This window comes from Vitreoscilla stercoraria DSM 513 (genome assembly GCF_000382305.1).
Classification (GTDB): Bacteria; Pseudomonadota; Gammaproteobacteria; order Burkholderiales; family Neisseriaceae; genus Vitreoscilla; species Vitreoscilla stercoraria.
Map to the genome: position 1 here is coordinate 115371 of NZ_KB908018.1, position 21007 is coordinate 136377.

The following is a 21007-nucleotide window of genomic DNA, read 5'->3' on the forward strand; positions in this document are numbered from 1 at the left end:
CACAAAAAAGCCTGCTTTTGAGCAGGCTTTTTTATTTGAGTCTCACTTTACAAAGCCAAAGCCACTTCTGTGCCTGACAAAATGGCACGCTTGGCATCCAATTCGGTGGCAACATCGGCACCGCCAATAATATGCACAGGCTTATTTAAAGTGTTTAAAGCGTCCTGTAAATCGCGATTGGATTCTTGTCCAGCACAAATAATAATATGGTCTGCTGCCAATACTTGGATTTGGTCACCTATTTGGACATGCAAGCCTGCATCATCAATTTTCAAATATGTGACGCCACCCAACATATTGACCCCTTTTTCTTTCAAACTTAAGCGATGTATCCAACCGGTGGTTTTGCCCAAGTTGCGACCGACTACGCCGCTTTTGCGTTGGCAAATGGTGATGTCGCGAACGGAAGGGGTTAATTGTGGTTCGATGGATTTCAGGCCGCCTGCTTGCTCTAAACTGGCATCGATTTGCCACTCTTGTTGGAATAATGTGGGCGATTGAGAGCTGTCTTCGCCTTGATGGCTTAAAAATTCCGCCACATCAAAACCAATACCGCCTGAACCGATGATGATGACTTTATTACCCACATGGGCTTTGTCGCGCAAAACTTGCAAATAACTCAAAACTTTGGGATGGTCAATGCCTTCAATGTTGACTTGGCGTGGATGAATGCCGCTGGCTAAAACAATTTCATCAAAGTCTTGTAATTGCGCTGCATCTGCCCAAGCATTCAAGCGCACATCTACTTTCAACTGTGACAATTCATGCGCAAAATAACGCAAAGTTTCATTGAATTCTTGTTTGCCAGGAACCGTCTTGGCAATGTTCAATTGCCCACCGATTTGTGATTGTGCGTCAAACAAAGTTACATGATGACCACGTTCTGCCGCAGTTTTGGCGCATGCCAAGCCGGCAGGGCCTGCGCCGATGACTGCAATTCGTTTGGAATTTTTAGCAGGTTTTTGAATCAATTGTAACTCATGACAAGCAAATGGATTGACCAAGCAAGAAGTCAGTTTGCCTGCAAAAATATGGTCTAAACAAGCTTGGTTACAACCGATACAGGTATTGATGCTTTCAGGACGCTTGGCCAAGGCTTTATTAGACCATTGTGCATCTGCCAACATTGGGCGTGCCAAACACACTGCATCGGCAATACCATCTTGTAATAATTGTTCTGCTACGTCTGGCATATTGATGCGGTTGGTGGCAATCACAGGCAAATGACTGGCTTGTTTGAGTTTGGCAGTGAAATTGCTGAAAGCAGCACGAGGAACCATGGTTGCAATGGTGGGGATGCGCGCTTCGTGCCAGCCAATGCCAGTATTGAAAATAGATGCACCCGCGTGTTCAATACGTTGAATCAATTGCAAGTTGTCTTCCCATGTTGAGCCATGCTCAACCAAGTCCAATACGGAAATGCGGAAGATGATGATGAAGTCGTCACCACAAGTTTGGCGTATGCCATGTACGATTTCGGTGGCAAAGCGATGGCGGTTTTCTAAGCTGCCGCCATATTCATCATCACGCTGGTTGGTGCGTTGGGCGATGAATTGATTGATGAGGTAGCCTTCGCTGCCCATCACCTCGACACCGTCGTAACCTGCTTGTTGTGCCAATTGGGCGCAGCGAATGTAGTCTTGAACCGTTTGTTTGACTTCTTCTGTGCTCAAAGCTTTGGGGCGAGCGGGATTGATAGGTGCTTGAATGGCAGAAGGAGCAACCGGTTGACGACTCATGGCATAGCGTCCTGTATGTAGAATTTGCATACAGATTTTGGTGTCGTGCTCGTGTACTTTGTCGGTAATCAAACGATGCCATTTGACTTCGTCATCTGTCGTTAATTTGGCACCGCCTTCGGTGACTGCGCCAGCTTCATTGGGTGAGATGCCGCCTGTAATAATTAAGGCAACACCGCCCTCAGCACGGGCTTGGTAAAAAGCGGCCAAATGCTCATTGCCTTCGGCATGTTCTTCAAAGCCAGTGTGCATAGAGCCCATGATGATGCGATTGCGCAAAATATGTTTATGTAATGGTAATGGTGTTCCGAGTAAAGCTTGAGGCATACAAACTCCTTTGTTGGATAGATTTTATTGTTATTGATTGGGGCGAGATTAAGAACGTCTTTTGCTGGCAAAACTTTGTAAAGCAGCTGCCAATTCAGGATGATGTGCGGTTTTTTCTGCCGCTTCATCAAAGCTGTCTAAAGCATGGTTGCTAAATTGACGCTGTATTTTTTTGGGCTTAGGTGCTGGGTTAGGGCGCAGTTTGATGTGTATGCTTTGTATGTTGGGGTCAATGCGTTTTAAGGTATTTAATTTTGATGGCAATAGCATTTTTAAGCGTCCTGCAACCAAATGATTGTGTGCATAGATGACCAATTGCCCATCCGCATTGATGCATGCCACAGAGCAATGTTGGCTTAAATTAGCAGGCAAACTTTGATTGATACATTGCTGTAAGCGTTGCCAATGTTGTTGTTGTTGTAGGAGCCGATTCAAAAAGCGATGTTGCTTGCTCCAATGTTCGATATTCATGTTTTGTATCAGAGATGACTTGAATATGCCTACTTTAACACCATACTGTTGGAAAAGATAAGCTGCTTAATGTGGTTGGCGTGCAATGACGTTTTGGAATTGCGTGTGCTAGAATTGAGCGATTCGATAGATTTTATTTTCACTCGCAATCATGCGAAGGGTGCCGATTATTATGTTAACCAGTCTTGCCAAAAAAGTGTTTGGTAGCCGTAACGACCGTTTGTTAAAAAAATACCGCAAAGATATTGCTAAGATCAATGCGCTTGAGCCGCAGATGCAGGCATTAAGCGATGAAGCTTTGCAGGCTAAGACGGCTGAATTCAAACAGCGTTTGGAAAAAGGTGAGACATTAGACCAGTTGTTGGTTGAGGCTTTTGCGGTGTGTCGCGAGGCCAGTCAGCGTGTATTGGGTATGCGCCATTTTGATGTGCAATTGATTGGTGGCATGGTGTTGCATCAAGGCAAAATTGCTGAAATGCGTACTGGTGAGGGTAAAACCTTAGTAGCTACGTTGGCGGTGTATTTGAATGCATTAGCAGGTAAAGGCGTGCATGTTGTTACCGTCAATGATTATTTGGCTGTGCGTGATGCCAGTTTGATGGCGCGTTTGTACAACTTCTTGGGCTTGACCGTTGGTACGGTGGTCAGTGAAATGGAAGTGTGGGACAAGCAAGCGGCATATCGCAGTGATATTTGCTATGGTACCAATAACGAATTTGGTTTTGATTATCTGCGTGACAATATGGTCGGTTCGCAAGAAGAGCGTGTGCAAACACCTTTGTATTTTGCGGTCGTCGATGAAGTAGACTCGATTTTGATTGACGAGGCGCGTACGCCTTTGATTATTTCAGGTCAAGCTGATGACAATATTCAAGTTTATCAAGTGATGAACCAAGTACCAGCTTATTTGCAACGCCAAGAAAGCGAAGATGGCGAGGGTGATTACTGGGTGGATGAGAAAAATCACACTGTCAGCTTGAGTGAGCAAGGTCATGAGCATGCAGAGCAAATTTTGGTGCAATTGGGTTTGCTGCCTGAAGGCGATTCTTTGTATGCCAGCAATAATATTATGTTGATGCACCATTTAACTGCTTCTTTGCGTGCACATACGTTGTTCCATAAAGACCAAAACTATGTGGTTCAAGATGGTGAAATTGTCATCGTCGATGAGTTTACAGGACGCTTGTCTACGGGTCGTCGTTGGTCAGATGGTTTGCACCAAGCGATTGAAGCCAAAGAAGGTGTGGAAGTTAAAAAAGAAAACCAAACTTTGGCTTCGGTGACTTTCCAAAACTATTTCCGTTTGTATGACAAATTGTCAGGGATGACGGGTACTGCGGATACTGAGGCGTTTGAGTTTCAGAGTATTTATGGTTTGGAAACGGTGATTATTCCACCGAACCGCAAACCAAAACGCAAAGATTTGAATGACCAAATTTTCCGCACTTCTGAAGAGAAATACGAAGCAGTAATCAATGACATTCAAAATTGTTATACCCGTGGCCAACCTGTTTTGGTGGGTACGGCAAGCATTGAAACCTCTGAATTGGTGGCAGAGTTATTGACCAAGCAAGGTTTGAAACACAATGTTTTGAATGCCAAAGAGCATGCGCGCGAGGCAGAAATCATTGCTCAAGCAGGTAAACCGGGCATGATTACCGTGGCAACCAATATGGCAGGTCGTGGTACGGACATCGTGTTAGGTGGCAATATTGATTCGGATGTCAAAGCCATTGAAGTCAATGAGCAATTGAGTGATGTGCAAAAAGCACAAAAAATTGCGGATTTGAAAGCGCAATGGCAGCTTGTACACGATGAAGTTTTGGCTGCAGGTGGTTTGCATATTATTGGTACAGAACGCCATGAAAGTCGTCGTATCGACAATCAATTGCGTGGTCGTTCAGGTCGACAAGGCGATGAAGGCTCTAGCCGTTTTTATTTGTCATTTGAAGACCAATTGTTGCGTTTGTTTGCGATGGACAAAGCCAAATTCTTATTGGATAAGCTGGCTCCAGAACGTGGTATGCCGATTGAAGCTTCTTTGTTGACACGTCAAATTGAAGGTGCGCAGCGCAAAGTAGAGGGGCGTAACTTTGATATTCGTAAGCAATTGCTAGAATACGATGATGTGGCCAATGACCAACGCCAAGTGATTTACTCACGCCGCAATGATTTGTTAGAGCACGAAGATGTGTCGGATGTGACTCAAGCAATGCGTGCTGAGGTATTGGAAGATTTGGTTGACCATTATATTCCGCCACAAAGTATGGAAGAAGAGTGGGATGTTGAGGGCTTAATGAAAGTCTTGGCAACAGAGTTCAATACGGAAGTAGATATTGCAGCTTGGATCAAGGCTGATAACAATTTGGAAAATGAAGGTATTAAAGAATTGTTATTGACAGAGGTAGAGGCTGCTTATACGCAAAAAATGGAGCGTGTGGGCAAAGAGCAAATCCAAGGATTTGAGCGTAGCGTATCATTGCAAGTATTGGACCACCGCTGGCGCGAGCATTTGGCTGCAATGGATTATTTGCGCCAAGGCATTCATTTACGTGGCTATGCGCAGAAAAATCCTAAGCAAGAATACAAGCGCGAAGCTTTTTCTATGTTTGAAGGTTTATTAAAAAACATCCAAGATGATGTGGTGCGTTTGTTAGTGGGTGTACGTGTGGAAGAAAACCAACAGATTCATCAGGTGCAAGATGATGTTGTATCGATACAGCAGCAAGATGATGGCATCGATTACAGTCCAGCGGCCTTAACAGCGCGCGGTATTCATATTTTGCGTAATGATCCTTGTCCTTGTGGTAGTGGTGTGAAATACAAACAGTGTCATGGTAGTTTGGTGTAGTTTGTATTGGATTTAGATACTGGAAGAGCGCCCTAAAGGCGCTCTTTTTTATGGAGTGGTTTTTTCAATAGGTTTGGTTCCTACCTGAGTTGCAGGCTTAGGGGTATTGGCTACAGGCTTATTGCCCACATTGATTTCTGACACGATACTATTATAAATACCATCGCCAATGCCTTTCACATTTTTGATGTCGGTGGTGGCTTTGAATAAGCCATTTTTCTCTCTGTGTTCTACTATCGCTTTGGCCTTGCTAGGGCCGATACCTTTTAAGGTTTGTAACTCCGTTTCTGTGGCGGTGTTAATGTTGATGGCAGCCCATGCTGGAGAAGTCATCAATACGCTGAGTAATACGATGAAAAACCATTTCATGATTGTCTCCTAGTGACATAAGTCATATAAAAGTAGCGTGTGACCAAGAGTGTGTGTAGTGAAATGTTTCCATTTAAGTGTATGATATCAAATGATTTATTTTTTGTCTTTAATAAAATCAAATAGTTGTAACTTTGGATAAATGGCAGGCTGATTGTCATTGTTAGGATGGTATTTGTATTTTTGCAACAAATGTTAATAGATTAATCTAATAGCATTATTTTGTTTAATATATTGATTTTTTTGAATTTTTTTTAAAAATGTTAATCTGTCATTAACATTTTGAGATACTTGCGGCATGAAAATGGGATTACGGTTTGTATTTTTACAACGAACGATTTATATTAACAGCCATAAATCGCCTGAATCTGCTTGTCAGAGCAGCGGTTAACCCCTAAGCTTGAATATGTTGGGAACAACGTTTAAGTTCGTTTTAGACTAGAAAAGGAATGCAGCAATGAAAAAAACTCTGATTGCTTTGGCTTTAACTGCTTTGCCTGTTGCAGCTATGGCTGACGTAGTATTGTACGGTCAAATCAAAGGTGGCGTAGGCGTTACTGTTGGTGATAAAGGTGCTGATAGCGGTACTATCACTCAAATGGGAGACTACGGTTCACGTATCGGTTTCAAAGGTCAAGAAGACTTGGGTAATGGCTTGAAAGCTATCTGGCAAGTTGAACAACGTGTGTCTTTGGCTGGTAACCAATCTTCTGAAGGTTGGAACAACAGTGATACATTCATCGGTTTAGAAGGCGGCTTCGGTAAAGTACGTGCAGGTTATGTATCTGACCAATTCAATGAAAACATGGAAACCATGGATTTCTGGGAATACCGTACCGGTGCTGGTGCACAAGCACGTGGTTTGCAAAACATGACTCGTTTTGACGGTCGTAGCCAAGGTGTTCGTTATGATTCTCCAGATTTCTCTGGTTTCAACTTCAACGTGACTCACCAATTGGCTGACTCTGCGACTGAAACTGTTTACGAGCCTTCTCGTAGCACTAACGGTCAATCAACTATCGTTGGTTTGAACTATGAAAATGCTGGTTTCTTCGGTAAATTGGGCTACGGTTTGTACAAACACGAAGCTGTTAAAAACGGTGACGTTCAAGACGGTCACGTGGCTCGTGTAGAAGCTGGTTACGATGCTAACAACTTGTTTGTTGCTTTGGCTTACCAATACGCTAAAGACATGGCTGGCTACGGTTCATTGAGCGGCGTTACAGCTGAAGAAGCTCATGAAGCTGCAGTATCTGTTGCTTACACTATGGGTGCGATCACTCCTAAAGTGACTTACGCTCACGGTTGGGACCAAAAAGTTGCTGGTTCTAAAGTAAAAGATTCTGGCTACAACCAAGTAATCATTGGTGCTGACTACGCTTTGTCTAAACGTACTACTGCTTTGGTTTCTGCTGGTTGGATCAACACAGCTCAAGTACAAGGCGGCAACGATGAAGATTTGTACTCTGTAGGCGTTGGTCTTAAACACGCATTCTAATTAATCTAATTATATAGATTGGTATAAAAGTCGGCTTAAAGCCGACTTTTTTTTTGACTATGTCGTTTTGAAATGACAAAAACCATGCATGGCAGTATGATAAGAAAATAATATTAATCTTATGGCTTATATCTATGGATAGCGGTTTATTACGTATATTGGCTCAACAAAAAATCATTACTGATGCGCAGATATCGGCTTTTGAAAGCAAAGCTCAAGCTGATGGTAGACCTATTGTAGCGATTGTATTACAAGAAAAAATCATTACATCTCAACAATTGGCTCATTTGTTAGCGCATTTATTTGGTTGCCCTTTGTTTGATTTAAGCCAGTTTGATCAAGAGAAAGTAGATTTCTCTGTGATTACTACTGAACAAAGTGCCAAGTTCTTAACTATACCTCTATTACAACGAGGACGTCGCTTGACCGTAGCAGTTGCAGACCCATCGGTATTGCAAGCTTTGCAAAAAGCAACGTTCTCTGCTGGGGTAACCATTGATATGGTTGTGGTTCCAGCAGATCAATTATTAGGTTTAATTGAACGTTTAGGTGCCAGCTCTTCTACCAATATTTTAGATGATTTTGATACTGATTTATTGGGTGGCGGAACGATTGGGGATGAAAAAGAAGAAGAGCAAGTTGAAGATGGTCCGATTGCCAAATTTGTACATAAAGTGTTATTGGATGCATTGAAAGCGGGTGCATCGGATATCCATTTCGAGTTTTATGAAAAAGTGGCACGTGTGCGCTTGCGTGTTGACGGACAATTGCGCGAGTTGATTAATCCACCGATTCAAATCAGAGAGCAAATTGCTTCGCGTATCAAAGTTATGTCTTCTTTGGATATTTCAGAAAGACGCATTCCTCAAGACGGCCGTATTAAATTGAAAGTCAGCGATACTCGTGCCATCGACTTTCGTGTGAGTACTTTGCCAACGTTGTTTGGCGAAAAAATTGTAATGCGTATTTTGGACTCAACAGCGGCATCGCTGAATGTTGATCAATTGGGTTTTGAGGATTTCCAGAAAGAAATCTTGTTAGATGCGATTAACCGTCCATATGGCATGGTGCTAGTAACAGGCCCAACAGGTTCGGGTAAAACGGTTTCTTTGTATACTTGTTTGAACATTTTGAATACGCCTGATGTCAATATTTCTACTGCAGAGGATCCAGCAGAGATTAACTTGCCTGGCATTAATCAGGTGAATGTGAATGACAAACAAGGTTTAACGTTCTCAGCGGCCTTAAAGTCTTTTTTACGCCAAGATCCCGATATTATTATGGTGGGTGAAATCCGTGATTTGGAAACTGCCGATATTGCCATTAAGGCCGCCCAAACTGGCCATATGGTATTTTCCACACTGCATACCAATAATGCGCCAGCAACTTTATCGCGCATGTTAAATATGGGTGTGGCACCTTTTAATATTGCCAGTTCAGTGAATTTGATTATGGCGCAACGTCTGTTGCGTCGTTTGTGTGGCGAATGTAAAGCACCTGTTGAATCTCCTCCAGATGATGTTTTGAAAAAAATGGGCTTCACTGATGAAATGTTGACCAGAATGAAAACTGAAGGCTTGCAGTTTCATGGTCCTGTTGGGTGTGATCGTTGTCGTGGCGGTGGCTATAAAGGTCGTTTGGGTGTGTATGAATTGATGCCGATTAGTAGTGAAATTCAGCGTGCTATTATGAAAAATGCGACTGCAGTTGATATTGCTGACATTGCTTATCAAGAAGGTATGGTAGATTTACGCCGTGCAGGTTTGTTAAAAGTGATGAATGGATTGACTTCGTTGGAAGAAGTGGTTGCAGGCACTAACGATTAGAAAATTAAAAAATTCAAGTAAGGGAATCTTTGATGGCAACAGCTAAAAAAGAAACGGTCAAAAAAGAAAAAGGCACACGTTTTTCTTTTGAGGGCAAAAGTAGAGCCAGTCAGCAAGTCATGCGTGGTGAAGTGATTGCGAAAAATGAAAAAGATGCACAGGAGAAACTTGCTCGACGTGGTATTCAAGTCGTTCATTTACGTAAAATGAAGACGGCCAAACGCAGTAAAATCAAACATTCTGATGTGACACTGTTCGCCCGTCAATTGGCTACCATGATGAAAGCAGGGTTACCTTTGTTACAAGCATTTGAAATTGTGGCTAAAGGGCATTCGAATGCGAACATGACAGACTTGTTGATGGAAGTTCGATCTGATATTGAGCAAGGTACGGCACTGGCCGCTGCATTTGGTAAACATCCCAAGTATTTTGATAAATTGTTTTGTAGTTTGGTAGATGCAGGTGAAGCCGGCGGTGTATTGGATTCATTGTTAGACAAACTGGCTACTTATATGGAAAAAACCGAAGCCATTAAGCGTCGTGTTAAGGGCGCTTTGATGTACCCAACCGCCGTTGTTATTGTGGCAGTAGGCTTAATTGTTTTAATGATGTTATTTGTATTGCCTTCGTTTGGTAAAATTTATTCAGGTCTGGGGGCTGAACTACCGCATTTAACTCAAATTGTTATGAATGTGTCGGATTTCTTTGTTGCTAACTGGTGGTGGATGTTGCTTTTGACGATTGCGGCATTTATTGCATGGAAAGTAGCATTTAATAAGTTTTTTGCAGTTCAAAAAGCTGTGGATAAACTGATGTTGAACATGCCGATTTTTGGTGAGATTGTTAAAAAAGCTGCGATTGCACGTTGGGCACGTACGACTGCGACATTGTTTGCAGCTGGTGTACCTTTGGTAGAGGCTTTAGAGTCGGTTGCAGGTGCGGCGGGTAATATTTGGTATGAAGAAGGCACATTCCAAATTCGCTCTAAAGTTCAGCAAGGTACGTCTTTGACATCAGCGATGCAAGAAACCGATTTATTTCCCAATATGATTTTGCAAATGGCTGCTATTGGTGAAGAGTCAGGTTCGATTGACGATATGCTTAATAAGGCTGCTGAATTTTATGAAGATGAAGTCGACCAAGCGGTAGATACCTTATCTAGCTTGATGGAACCTATTATTATGGTGGTCTTGGGTAGTATTGTTGGCTTCTTATTGATTGCCATGTACTTGCCATTGTTCAGTATGGGTGATGCATTCTAATCATGATGAATAATTTATCATTAGAGTTTTGGTTGCCTGTTTGCTTGGTATTGGGTTTGCTGGTTGGCAGTTTTTTGAACGTGGTGATTTATCGTGTGCCTGAGGGCTTAAATCGCTCTTGGCGCACACAGGCCAAGCAAATGTTGGACATGCCTTTAGAACCTATCGATGAGGAGCGTTTCAATATCATGACGCCGCCTTCTCATTGCCCTAAATGCAAAAGCCCTGTAAAGCCTTGGCAAAATATTCCGATTGTCAGTTACATTTTGCTCAAAGGGCAATGCAAACACTGTGACCAACCTATTTCCAAGCGTTATCCTTTGGTAGAGTTATTAACGGGCTTGGTATTTGCGGTTTGTGCATGGAAGTTTGGTGTCACATGGACGGCAGTTGGTGCAATGTTGTTGAGCGCTTATTTGATTGCGATGATTTTCATTGATGCTGACACGCAATTATTGCCTGATCAATTGACTTTGCCTTTGATGTGGGCAGGTATCGTGTTTCATTTGTTGGCTGAAGTTTTACAGGGCGCTTGGGGTATCACGACATTGGTAGACTCTGTAATGGGCGCTGTGGTGGGTTATATGTCGTTGTGGACCATCTTCCAGTTGTTTAAATTGGTCACAGGCAAAGAAGGCATGGGTTATGGGGATTTCAAGTTACTGGCCGCTTTGGGTGCTTGGATAGGCGTGGGCATGTTGCCGATTGTGATTGTGATGTCATCGTTGGTAGGTTTGATTTTTGCGGTCATTATGAATGTCGCGAAAAGCCAGCCTATGCCTTTTGGTCCATATCTGGCGATTTCAGGTTGGTTGGTATTGATATTTAGCCATCCCATCACACAATTTATCCAATGGTGGTTAGCCAAATCAGGATTTGTCGCATGACGCATTGGGTTGGTTTAACTGGCGGCATTGGTAGTGGTAAATCGACTGCTGCTGGTTTCTTTGCAGATTTGGGCGTTCACATCATTGATACCGATGTGATTGCAAGACAGTTAACAGCTGACGATGGTGTGGCTTTACCGCATATTCAGGCTGTGTTTGGCTCTGAAGCGGTATTGGATGGTCGATTCAATCGTGATTATATGCGCCAATTGATTTTTAGCCAGCCTGAAGCCAAAGTGCAATTAGAGGCCATTTTACATCCGTTGATTGTTGCGGAAGTTGAGCGTCAAAAAGCGCAGATACAAGCAGTATATGCCATTGTTGACGTACCTTTGTTGACTGAGTTGATCATGTTTCAGGCTTTGGTTGAACGAATCGTCTTGATAGATTGCGCACCCGAAGCACAAATAGAACGGGTAATGCAGCGAAGTGGATTGTCGGCAGTGCAAATCAAAGCTATCATGGCACAACAAGCCACGCGTGAACAGCGTTTGGCCTTAGCTGATGATGTTATTGCCAATGATCAAGATGTGTTGGCATTACAACAAAGAGTGTTGCATCAGCATCGGTATTATCAACAACTTTTCAGTACGGTGTAGGAGGCAGTTTGACCATACGTTTTGAACACCCCATATTAGAGCGGGTGAGAAATCTGCTGCGTGTTGAACACTTGTTCCAACGTTTTACTGCTGTCTTATCTCAAGATGATATATGGTCGCACCATCAAGCGTTGATGACTTTATTTGAAATCATGGAATGTGCTTCACGCGCTGAATTCAAATTGGACATTTTGCAAGAGTTAGAACGCCAAAAATTGGCTTTGCAAACTCATGGCGTGCCGTTAAAAGCAGATTCTGAGCAATGGCCTTTGCATCAAAAAATTGTGCAAGCATCTACTTCTTTACAGCAAGTGCAATACAAATTTGCCCAACATTTGCGTGAAAATGAATGGTTGATGGGCATCAAACAGCGCATGGCGATTCCAGGTAATGTCAATCCATTTGATTTGCCCGCTTACCATTATTGGTTGCAATTGCCCGCTGAAAGTCGCCGTGAGCGTTTGAATGGGTGGATTGCATCTTTATTACCTACTTACAATGCTTTAGAAGTTTTGCTGGATATTTTGCGAGACAATCGTGTGAGCATTGAGTGTGAGGCGATTAAAGGACAGTTTCAGCAAAGTAGTTTGGGACATAAGGTTTTGTTATTGCAAATTGATGTGGATGCTGGGCAACGTGTGATTCCAGAATTATCGGCAAATAAATACATGACCAATATTCGTTTTTTACATCCAGATTTTGCTCACAATCGTGGTGCGACAGTCAGCCAAAATATTCCGTTTACTTTGCATATGTGTGGTTTTGAAAAATTGAGTGTGCCAGCATGGAGCAAGTAAAAATTGTGAAATGCCCAACATGTGGGCAAGAAGTGTTGTGGCGGCCTGAAAGCGAATTTCGTCCGTTTTGTTCTAAGCGTTGCAAATTGATTGATTTGGGTGCTTGGGCGGATGAGGAATACACTGTTGCGGCTCAAGAGCCGCAAGATTGGCAAGAGTCTGATTTAAAGCGTTAATCAAATGATATCAATAGGCGTCCTGTAAGCAGTTACAGGACGCCTTTTCGTATGCCTAAATCGGGCAAAGCGTTATAATGACGGATTCAATATTTTCACTAAAGATAATCTGTCAAATGGAAGCTGCAAAATACGATCCAGCCCAAATCGAGGGCAAATGGTACCAACATTGGGAAAGCCAAGGCTATTTCAAACCGTCTATGGATGAAAGCAAACCATCGTTTGCCATTCAATTGCCACCGCCGAATGTGACGGGCACGTTGCACATGGGGCATGCGTTCAACCAAACCATTATGGATGGTTTGACGCGTTACTATCGCATGAAAGGCTTTAATACCGCTTGGGTGCCGGGTACTGACCATGCTGGCATTGCCACGCAAATTGTGGTGGAGCGTCAATTGTCTGAACAAGGCATCAGCCGTCATGATTTGGGTCGTGAAGCGTTTTTACAAAAAATTTGGGAATGGAAAAACATTTCAGGCGGCACGATTACCGAGCAAATGCGCCGTGTGGGCTGTTCTGTGGATTGGTCGCGCGAATATTTTACGATGGATGAAACCCGCGCTGAAACCGTGACTGAAGTGTTTGTACGCTTGTTTGAGCAAGGCTTGATTTACCGTGGCAAACGTTTGGTCAATTGGGATCCTGTTTTGGGTACGGCAGTTTCGGATTTGGAAGTGGAAAGCGTCGATGAAACAGGTTCGATGTGGCACATTCGTTATCCTTTGGCAGACGATGCATCACAAGCTTTGATTGTGGCGACCACGCGTCCTGAAACCTTGCTCGGTGACGTGGCAGTTGCTGTGCATCCTGAAGATGAGCGTTATGCTGCATTCATCGGTAAAGAAGTGGTGTTGCCGCTTACAGGACGCTTGATTCCTGTGATTGCAGACGAATATGTTGAAAAAGATTTCGGTACAGGTTGTGTGAAAATCACCCCTGCACACGATTTCAATGACTACGAAGTCGGTAAACGCCATCAAACGGCTTTAATCAATGTATTGGATTTGACCGCGAAAATTTTGCCACAAGCAGAAGTGTACAATTTCCAAGGTCAAGCGCAAGAAACGTTTGCTTTGCCTGAAGCGTATGCAGGTTTGGATCGTTTTGAAGCCCGTAAGGCGTTGGTAGCGGATTTGCAAGCCCAAGGCTATTTGGTCAAAATCGATCCACATGCGTTGAAAACACCGCGTGGCGACCGTACCGGTTCGGTGATTGAGCCGATGTTGACCAGCCAATGGTTTGTGGCGATGGAAAAAGTGGCCGAAGGCGATGAAACTGGTTTGAGTTTGGCTGGCAAGGCGCGTGATGCAGTGGACAGCGGCAAAGTCAAATTTGTGCCTGAAAATTGGGTCAATACGTACAACCAATGGATGAATAACATTCAAGACTGGTGTATTTCACGCCAATTGTGGTGGGGTCATCAAATCCCTGCTTGGTACGATGAAGAGGGCAATCATTATGTGGCACGCACTGAAGCACAAGCTCGTGAACAAGCAGGTGCTCAGGCGGTATTGACGCGTGATGAAGACGTGTTGGATACTTGGTTTAGTTCGGCTTTGGTGCCATTTTCTACTATGGGCTGGCCTGAAGAAACGCCAGATTTGAAAGCCTTCTTGCCAAGCTCTGTATTGGTGACTGGTTACGAAATCATCTTCTTCTGGGTTGCGCGCATGATTATGATGACGACCCATTTTACAGGCCAAGTGCCGTTTAAAGATGTGTATATTCATGGCATGGTGCGTGACAATGAAGGCAAGAAAATGTCGAAATCTGAGGGCAATGTGATTGACCCTGTGGATTTGATTGATGGCATCGATTTGCCACATTTGCTTGAAAAACGCACAGTTGGTTTGCGCCGTCCTGAAACTGCGCCAAAAGTCATTCAAGCGACTGAAAAATTGTTCCCAGAAGGCATTCCTGTGTTTGGTGCCGATGCTTTGCGCTTTACGATGGCAAGTTATGCCAGCTTGGGTCGCTCTGTCAATTTTGATTTCAAACGCGCTGAAGGCTATCGCAATTTCTGCAATAAATTGTGGAATGCGACCCGTTTTGTGTTGATGAACGTTGAAGGCAAAGATTGTGGTCAAGATGAAAGCTTGCCTTTGGCATATTCATTTGTAGACCATTGGATGATGTCACGTTTGCAGCAAACCGAAGCGGCAATGGCGGCTGCATTCAACACCTATCGCTTCGATTTGGCTGCGCAAACGATGTATGAGTTTGTGTGGAATGAATATTGCGACTGGTATGTGGAATTGGCCAAAGTTCAGTTGAACAGCGGTGATGAAGCTTCTCAACGTGCTACTCGCCGTGTGTTGGTGCGTGTATTGGAAGTGGTATTGCGCTTGTTGCATCCAATTATGCCATTCATCACCGAAGAAATTTGGCAGACTGTGGCACCTTTGGCCAACGCCAAAAAAACCGACAGCATCATGTTAGCAACATGGCCAGAGGCGGATGAAAGCAAAATCCATCCAGAAGCTTTGGCACAAATGAATGTGTTACAAGAATTGATGGGTACGGTGCGCAATTTGCGTGGCGAAATGAATTTGGGTCCTGCTGTGAAAGCACCTTTGTTCATTGAAGGCGGTGCTGAGTTGGGTATTTATTTGCCGTATTTGCCAATGATGGCACGTTTGAGTGACGTGACTTTGGTCGAGACTTTGCCAGAAGACGATGCACCTGTTGCCGTTGCTTTGGGCGCACGCATGATGCTGAAAGTGGAAATTGACAAAGCTGCTGAAACTGATCGCTTGAACAAAGAGCAGGAAAAAGTGCAAAAAGCGTTGGATAAATTGACGGCTAAATTGGAAAAACCAGGTTATACCGACAAAGCACCTGCACACTTGGTTGAAAAAGACCGTGCAGAATTGGCGCAATTGAATGACAAAATGACTCAAATCATCGAGCAATTGGCAAAATTGAAATAAGCGTCCTGAAAGTATTTGTTTGATATAAAAAAGCTGCCGAAAGGCAGCTTTTATTGCATGAAAATAAAGTCAAACATGATGAACATGTCTTACTTAGCCTTAGCTTCTTTTTTCAATGTTTTGTAGATTTCAGGATGACGCACTTTGAGCAAAGTGGCAATTGCCATGTCATCGTGATTCACTTTGGTTAAATCTACTTGTTCAACATGAACCAAGCGCAATAATTCACGCACAGGTTTTGGCATGTTGCGACCAGATTCATAGCGAGAACCGCCTGACTGGGTCACACCGATTTGGCTCCAAAACTCTTGTTGGTTCAAGCCCAATTTTTTACGAATGTCGCGAATGTTGTCGATATTTTGAAAAGTTTTCATTGTGGTACCTTCATGATTCTAATTAGTGTCTTTATGGTGAATATCCACCTAGGTTTTTTTGAAACCATATGGAGGCCATCTATTTTTATGGCTCGTTTTTATGAGCCTGAATTATGCCATATAGTTTCAGAAATGAACGTAAAGATTTGTCACTAAAGTTAAGAAAAATTATGTTTTAACCATATGAAAACTATTAAAAATATGTATTTTCTTTAAATAATTAAGAAGTTAACATTATGGTTTGTTTGTTTTAGGGCTAATAGTCAAAATTTCATAACCTGTGTCAGTTACCAACACTTCGTGTTCCCATTGCGCAGACAGCGAGCGATCTTTGGTGACAACAGTCCAACCATCGGCCAAAATACGCAAATGGCGTTTGCCTTGGTTGAGCATCGGTTCGATGGTAAAAATCATGCCCGGTTCCAAACGCAAGCCTGTACCACGCTTACCATAGTGTAAAACTTGTGGTTCGCAATGGAATTTGGTGCCAATGCCATGACCACAGAATTCTTGTACGATAGAGTAGCCATTGTTTTCAGCATGTACTTGAATGGCGTGACCCACATCGCCTAAAGTCGCACCTGGTTTCACTTGTTCGATGCCTAACATCATGCATTCATGGGTAATTTTAGACAAACGTTTGGCATGAGGGCTGACTTCTCCGACCATGAACATGCGGCTTGAGTCGCCATGGTAGCCATCTTTGATGATGGTGACATCAATGTTTAAGCAATCACCATTTTTTAATGGTTTGTCATCTGGAATGCCATGACAAATGACATGGTTGATTGAAGTACAAACAGATTTTGGATAAGGTGGGTTACCATAGCCCAAGGGTGCAGGAATCGCGCCTTGAACATCCACTTGGTAGTCATGACACAATTGGTTCAATTCATTGGTGGTAACGCCTGGTTTGACAAAATCTTCAATATAGTCGAGCAATTCGGCAGCCAAGCGGCCTGCAATACGCATTTTTTCGATATCGTGCTCGTTGTTAATATATACACTCATGTTGGGTTCCTTCTTGTCTTAAAGCGTCCTGAAAATTTTACAGGACGCTTGTTACTGTCATTAAAATAACAAATCTTGGACGGCTTGACCGATGTTGTCGGCACGCATAAAGGTTTCGCCAATTAAGAAAGTATGGATGCCATGCGAGCGCATTAAATCCACTTCCTCACGTTTGGCAATGCCGCTTTCAGTCACGATGATGCGTGAATCGTCCAAAATAGGTAAATAATCTAAAGTTTGTTGCAAATCAACCTCAAAAGTACGCAAATTGCGGTTGTTTACGCCAACCAAGGGTGTGGTCAAGCGTTCGCATTTGCGCCATTCATCGGTATGGTGGACTTCCAATAAAACTGCCATGCCCAAATCGTGGGCAATTGCCTCAAACTCTTCTAATTGCGATTGTTCTAATGCTGCCGCAATCAATAAAATCGCATCTGCATTCCAAGAGCGCGCTTGATAAATTTGATAAGCATCGACAATGAAGTCTTTGCGCAAGGCGGGCAAGTTACAGGCCGCTTTGGCTTGTTGCAAATACTCAGGCGCACCTTGAAAATAGGACTCATCGGTCAAAACCGACAAACAAGCCGCACCAGCTTGTTCATATATATGGGCAATATTGGCAGGATTAAAGTCGTTAGGGCGAATTAAACCTTTGGATGGACTGGCTTTTTTGATTTCAGCAATCACAGCAGGCAACGATTGGTCATGTTTGGCACGAATGGCACCCACAAAATCACGCACAGGCGCTTGATCGCGGGCGAGATGTTGCATGGTGGTCAAATCGGTTTGTGCTAAAAAAGCGCTCACTTCTTGTGCTTTGGTGGCCAGAATTTTATTCAAAATATCGTTCATGCGTGCTCACTGAAAAAGGTTAATACGGTTTGTGGCAACCATTGTAAGTTGCCTGGAAATGGCCCACTGACAAAGCCCACATGCCCACCATGATCAGGCTGATACAAGGTGACGCATGCAGAGACCTCGGCTGCCGTTGGCAATGCTTCTGGCGGCAAAAATGGATCGTTTTGGGCATTGATGATTAGCGTGGGTATTTGGATGTGGCGCAACACAGGTTTGGCACTGCTGAGGCGGTAATAGCTGTCAGCATTGTCAAAACCATGTACAGGTGCGGTATAGTGTTGGTCAAAGTCTTTCAGGCCGTTACTGGCGAGCAAATGGTCCCAATGTAAATGGGGGTGTTTGCCTTGGTGCCGCTCTTGTGTGGCTTTGGGCAGTAAAGAGCGCAAAAAATACGGTGCGTACAATTTTTTACTCAAACCTTTTTCCAAGGCAACACTGGCCATAGGCAAATCCAACGGTGCTGAAATCACCGCAGCAGCATCCGCCAGTGCCAAATTTTGCGCTTCACCCAAATATTTTGCCAACATATTGCCACCCAATGACACACCCATCACATACAATTTTTGCTCAGGATAGCGTTGGCGCAGTTGTTGTAACATCCATTCACACTCCAAACTGTCACCTGAATGATACGCTTTGTGGCTTTGATTCACCACACCACCACAACCGCGATAGTGTACGACCACACCATGCCATTGTTTTTGTTTAACCATATGCATCAATGTCAACGCATAATGGCTGTGGCTACTGCCTTCTAAACCATGAAATAAAACCACGACAGGCGCATGGGTTTGGGGCGCATCGATGAAATCGTAAGCGACGACAGTTTCTTGTGTGGAATCGCTGAGCAACTCACGGCGGTAACAAACTGAGGGAAGGGCAAGGACTTTGGGGTAAATGGTTTGCAAATGCCCCCCGCCTTTTAGCCAAATTGGGGCGGCGTAGTGGGGGAGCATCAAGCGTCCTGAAAATCAGTTGTGTTCATTTTCATCAGCATTGTTGTCGTTATCGCTGCTTTTTTCGGCAGTGAAATGCTGCTTGAGAACTTGGAAAATCTCACGACGGGCTTTAGGTGATTTGTTCAATTCTTTTTCTTTGCGCGCGTTGCGAATCAAAGTACGCAAAGTGCCGATGTCCAAATCAGGTTCTTGATTGATTAAAGTGGTCAAAGCCTCATCGTTGTCAATCAAGCGTTCACGTAATAATTCCAAACGCTGCATCAAAGCATTGTGAGCGGTATTGTCGCCTTTTAAGCGGGCTAAAAAGGCTTCAATAGGTGCAGGGTCGGTGTCACGCATCAAGCGGCCAATGTATTGGGCTTGGCGTTTAAGCGCACCGTTAGAATTGATTTTTTTGTAAAACACGATGGCTTCGTACAAACTTTCGTCTAAGCCTATTTTCTTCAAAGTATCGGTTGATAATTTGGTCAGTTGCATGCCCAAATCTTGTCTGTCGTCCATTTGTTTTTTAATTTGGGTCTTGCTGACGAATTCTTCTTCTTGCATGAGAGTTCCTACCACATAAATTTTCAAGGTTGAATGATACCGAAATTATCGATTCTTCGCAGCTAACAGCCCGTTAAATAACAATTAACCATAGTTCAAACAATATCGGTACAATAACGACGATGCAATCTGATAAATGGGTTTAAGAGGTTATGTTCAATCACAGCGAAAAACAATTGAGCGATTTGGCTCAACAAGCTTTGGATTATGCCAAGCAATGTGGTGCAAGCGCCGCCGATGTCGGCGTGAGTGAGTCGGTTGGTCAATCGGTCAGCATCAGATTGCAAGAAATCGAGCAATTGGAATACCAACAAGACAAATCGTTCGATATTACCGTGTATATGGGACAGCGCAAAGGCAATGCCTCTAGCAGCGATTTTTCTGCGGCATCGGTAAAAGCGACTGTCGATGCAGCACTCAATATTGCCAAATATACTGCCGAAGACGATTGTGCTGGTTTGGCAGACTCGGCTTTGTTGGCACGAACATGGCAAGATTTGGATTTGTTCCATCCTTGGGCTTTGGATGTCGACAAAGCCATTGAGGAAGCCAAAGCGTGTGAAGCGGCAGCGATGGCAGCAGACAGCCGTATTCATACCAGTGAAGGTGCGAGCATCAATACTACAGGCTCTAGCCAATATGTATTGGCTAACAGCAATGGCTTTGCCGCGTTCATGCAATCGAGCCGCCACAGCAAATCTTGCTCGGTATTGGCGCAAGACGAAAATGGTATGGAGCGCGATTATTGGTACGATCAAAGCCGTATTGCCACTGAATTATTGGACAACGAAACTTTGGGCAAAATCACTGCCGAGCGCACTGTACGCCGTTTGGGTGCGCGCCAAGTACCAACAGGGGTTTATCCTGTGGTGTTTGACAATACGGTTTCAGGCAGCTTAATCAGTCATTTGGTTGGTGCTTTGAGTGGTGGCAGCCTGTATCGCAAATCCAGCTTTTTGCAAGATTCTTTGGGCACGTCTATTTTGCCAGCATGGGTGCAATTGCGTGAAGAGCCTCACATTGTGCGTGGTTTATCAAGCACGTATTTTGACAGCGAAGGCGTGGCAACCAAGCCGCGCGACATCATCAAAGATGGCGTGGTCGAAGGCTATTTTTTGAGCAGTTACAGTGCACGCAAGCTGGGCATGCAAACCACAGCCAATGCTGGCGGTGCACACAATTTGGTGTTGAATCCCAATAGCATTGATTTGAGTGATGTGCTCAAGCAAATGGGTACAGGCTTGTTGGTGACCGAATTGATGGGTCAAGGCGTGAATGCATTGACGGGCGATTATTCGCGTGGTGCAGCAGGATTTTGGGTAGAAAACGGTGTGATTGCATACCCTGTTGATGAAATCACGATTGCCGGTCAATTGCAAAATATGTTTAAAAATATTGTCGCCATTGGCAATGATGGGTTAAAACGCAGTGCGCACCGCATTGGTTCGATTCTCATCAGCGAGATGACGATTGCCGGTGATGAAGCAGTTGAGGATTAAGCCTGAGCTGCATCGATTCACATTC

18 protein-coding genes are annotated in these 21007 nt (G+C 43.8%); 10 read left to right on the plus strand and 8 right to left on the minus strand.

The window, feature by feature from the left end; genetic code table 11:
• Positions 1 to 47: 47 nt before the first annotated feature.
• Both H150_RS0100575 and H150_RS0100580 read right to left on the minus strand, forming a co-directional pair.
• Positions 48 to 2066 carry an NADPH-dependent 2,4-dienoyl-CoA reductase gene (locus H150_RS0100575; protein WP_019957094.1) on the minus strand — a complete coding sequence of 673 codons (2019 nt, stop codon included), beginning with the start codon at positions 2064 to 2066 and terminating at the stop codon, positions 48 to 50.
• A gap of 48 nt (positions 2067 to 2114) precedes the next feature.
• Entirely contained in the window at positions 2115 to 2537 is a 423-nt protein-coding gene (locus tag H150_RS0100580) for a DciA family protein (protein WP_019957095.1), read from the minus strand.
• A gap of 172 nt (positions 2538 to 2709) precedes the next feature.
• On the opposite strand from H150_RS0100580, the gene secA reads away from it, so the two are divergent.
• On the plus strand, positions 2710 to 5388 hold the full coding sequence (secA, locus tag H150_RS0100585; protein WP_019957096.1) for a preprotein translocase subunit SecA: 2679 nt from the start codon (positions 2710 to 2712) through the stop codon (positions 5386 to 5388).
• A 48-nt stretch (positions 5389 to 5436) separates the two neighbouring features.
• Here secA and H150_RS0100590 read toward each other — a convergent pair whose 3' ends face one another.
• The gene (locus H150_RS0100590; RefSeq protein WP_019957097.1) at positions 5437 to 5757 is read right to left on the minus strand and encodes a ComEA family DNA-binding protein; all 321 of its coding nucleotides are present in this window, start codon (positions 5755 to 5757) and stop codon (positions 5437 to 5439) included.
• Positions 5758 to 6214: 457 nt separating this feature from the next.
• On the opposite strand from H150_RS0100590, the gene H150_RS0100595 reads away from it, so the two are divergent.
• The 8 genes from H150_RS0100595 to H150_RS0100630 all read left to right on the plus strand — a co-directional run bounded on the left by H150_RS0100595 (position 6215) and on the right by H150_RS0100630 (position 15735).
• Positions 6215 to 7255, plus strand: a complete 1041-nt coding sequence (locus H150_RS0100595) for a porin (protein ID WP_019957098.1) — start codon at positions 6215 to 6217, stop codon at positions 7253 to 7255.
• Between the two features lie 134 nt (positions 7256 to 7389).
• The gene (pilB, locus tag H150_RS0100600) at positions 7390 to 9081 is read left to right on the plus strand and encodes a type IV-A pilus assembly ATPase PilB (RefSeq protein WP_019957099.1); all 1692 of its coding nucleotides are present in this window, start codon (positions 7390 to 7392) and stop codon (positions 9079 to 9081) included.
• Positions 9082 to 9113: 32 nt separating this feature from the next.
• Complete coding sequence (locus tag H150_RS0100605; RefSeq protein ID WP_019957100.1) at positions 9114 to 10343, plus strand: type II secretion system F family protein; 1230 nt, start codon at positions 9114 to 9116, stop codon at positions 10341 to 10343.
• Positions 10344 to 10348: 5 nt separating this feature from the next.
• The gene (locus tag H150_RS0100610; RefSeq protein WP_026353355.1) at positions 10349 to 11230 is read left to right on the plus strand and encodes a prepilin peptidase; all 882 of its coding nucleotides are present in this window, start codon (positions 10349 to 10351) and stop codon (positions 11228 to 11230) included.
• A complete protein-coding gene (gene coaE / locus H150_RS0100615; protein ID WP_019957102.1) occupies positions 11227 to 11829 on the plus strand; it encodes a dephospho-CoA kinase in 603 nt (200 codons plus the stop codon). Before H150_RS0100610 ends, coaE begins: the two co-directional genes overlap by 4 nt.
• A gap of 8 nt (positions 11830 to 11837) precedes the next feature.
• Positions 11838 to 12626: a cell division protein ZapD gene (zapD, locus tag H150_RS0100620; protein ID WP_019957103.1), complete on the plus strand. Its 789-nt coding sequence runs from the start codon at positions 11838 to 11840 to the stop codon at positions 12624 to 12626.
• Entirely contained in the window at positions 12614 to 12802 is a 189-nt protein-coding gene (gene yacG, locus H150_RS0100625) for a DNA gyrase inhibitor YacG (RefSeq protein ID WP_019957104.1), read from the plus strand. The genes zapD and yacG overlap by 13 nt, the downstream gene beginning before the upstream one ends.
• Positions 12803 to 12918: 116 nt before the next feature.
• Positions 12919 to 15735 carry a valine--tRNA ligase gene (locus tag H150_RS0100630; RefSeq protein ID WP_019957105.1) on the plus strand — a complete coding sequence of 939 codons (2817 nt, stop codon included), beginning with the start codon at positions 12919 to 12921 and terminating at the stop codon, positions 15733 to 15735.
• 89 nt (positions 15736 to 15824) lie between these two features.
• On the opposite strand, the gene H150_RS0100635 is transcribed toward H150_RS0100630, so the two are convergent.
• The 5 genes from H150_RS0100635 to yjgA form a co-directional block, all read right to left on the minus strand.
• Complete coding sequence (locus H150_RS0100635; RefSeq protein ID WP_019957106.1) at positions 15825 to 16109, minus strand: helix-turn-helix domain-containing protein; 285 nt, start codon at positions 16107 to 16109, stop codon at positions 15825 to 15827.
• A 234-nt stretch (positions 16110 to 16343) separates the two neighbouring features.
• The gene (gene map / locus H150_RS0100640; protein WP_019957107.1) at positions 16344 to 17120 is read right to left on the minus strand and encodes a type I methionyl aminopeptidase; all 777 of its coding nucleotides are present in this window, start codon (positions 17118 to 17120) and stop codon (positions 16344 to 16346) included.
• 60 nt (positions 17121 to 17180) lie between these two features.
• Positions 17181 to 17972, minus strand: a complete 792-nt coding sequence (gene trpC / locus H150_RS0100645) for an indole-3-glycerol phosphate synthase TrpC (protein WP_019957108.1) — start codon at positions 17970 to 17972, stop codon at positions 17181 to 17183.
• Positions 17969 to 18934 (minus strand): YheT family hydrolase, encoded by a 966-nt coding sequence (locus H150_RS0100650; protein WP_040755244.1) that lies wholly within the window; start codon positions 18932 to 18934, stop codon positions 17969 to 17971. The genes trpC and H150_RS0100650 overlap by 4 nt, the downstream gene beginning before the upstream one ends.
• 15 nt (positions 18935 to 18949) lie before the next feature.
• Positions 18950 to 19483, minus strand: coding sequence for a ribosome biogenesis factor YjgA (gene yjgA / locus H150_RS0100655; RefSeq protein ID WP_019957110.1), 534 nt, complete (start codon positions 19481 to 19483; stop codon positions 18950 to 18952).
• Positions 19484 to 19635: 152 nt separating this feature from the next.
• On the opposite strand from yjgA, the gene pmbA reads away from it, so the two are divergent.
• Complete coding sequence (gene pmbA, locus H150_RS0100660) at positions 19636 to 20982, plus strand: metalloprotease PmbA (protein ID WP_019957111.1); 1347 nt, start codon at positions 19636 to 19638, stop codon at positions 20980 to 20982.
• Positions 20983 to 21007: the final 25 nt, after the last annotated feature.

Bases quoted from the DNA above. Each gene is read 5' to 3' on its own strand.
- coaE (WP_019957102.1), top strand. From the start codon at position 11,227: ATGACGCATTGGGTTGGTTTAACTGGCGGCATTGGTAGTGGTAAATCG.
- H150_RS0100650 (WP_040755244.1), bottom strand. From the start codon at position 18,934: ATGCTCCCCCACTACGCCGCCCCAATTTGGCTAAAAGGCGGGGGGCAT.
- H150_RS0100580 (WP_019957095.1), bottom strand. From the start codon at position 2,537: ATGAATATCGAACATTGGAGCAAGCAACATCGCTTTTTGAATCGGCTC.
- yjgA (WP_019957110.1), bottom strand. From the start codon at position 19,483: ATGCAAGAAGAAGAATTCGTCAGCAAGACCCAAATTAAAAAACAAATG.
- map (WP_019957107.1), bottom strand. From the start codon at position 17,120: ATGAGTGTATATATTAACAACGAGCACGATATCGAAAAAATGCGTATT.
- H150_RS0100610 (WP_026353355.1), top strand. From the start codon at position 10,349: ATGAATAATTTATCATTAGAGTTTTGGTTGCCTGTTTGCTTGGTATTG.
- H150_RS0100635 (WP_019957106.1), bottom strand. From the start codon at position 16,109: ATGAAAACTTTTCAAAATATCGACAACATTCGCGACATTCGTAAAAAA.
- pmbA (WP_019957111.1), top strand. From the start codon at position 19,636: ATGTTCAATCACAGCGAAAAACAATTGAGCGATTTGGCTCAACAAGCT.
- H150_RS0100575 (WP_019957094.1), bottom strand. From the start codon at position 2,066: ATGCCTCAAGCTTTACTCGGAACACCATTACCATTACATAAACATATT.
- H150_RS0100595 (WP_019957098.1), top strand. From the start codon at position 6,215: ATGAAAAAAACTCTGATTGCTTTGGCTTTAACTGCTTTGCCTGTTGCA.
- H150_RS0100630 (WP_019957105.1), top strand. From the start codon at position 12,919: ATGGAAGCTGCAAAATACGATCCAGCCCAAATCGAGGGCAAATGGTAC.
- yacG (WP_019957104.1), top strand. From the start codon at position 12,614: ATGGAGCAAGTAAAAATTGTGAAATGCCCAACATGTGGGCAAGAAGTG.
- pilB (WP_019957099.1), top strand. From the start codon at position 7,390: ATGGATAGCGGTTTATTACGTATATTGGCTCAACAAAAAATCATTACT.
- H150_RS0100605 (WP_019957100.1), top strand. From the start codon at position 9,114: ATGGCAACAGCTAAAAAAGAAACGGTCAAAAAAGAAAAAGGCACACGT.
- trpC (WP_019957108.1), bottom strand. From the start codon at position 17,972: ATGAACGATATTTTGAATAAAATTCTGGCCACCAAAGCACAAGAAGTG.
- secA (WP_019957096.1), top strand. From the start codon at position 2,710: ATGTTAACCAGTCTTGCCAAAAAAGTGTTTGGTAGCCGTAACGACCGT.
- H150_RS0100590 (WP_019957097.1), bottom strand. From the start codon at position 5,757: ATGAAATGGTTTTTCATCGTATTACTCAGCGTATTGATGACTTCTCCA.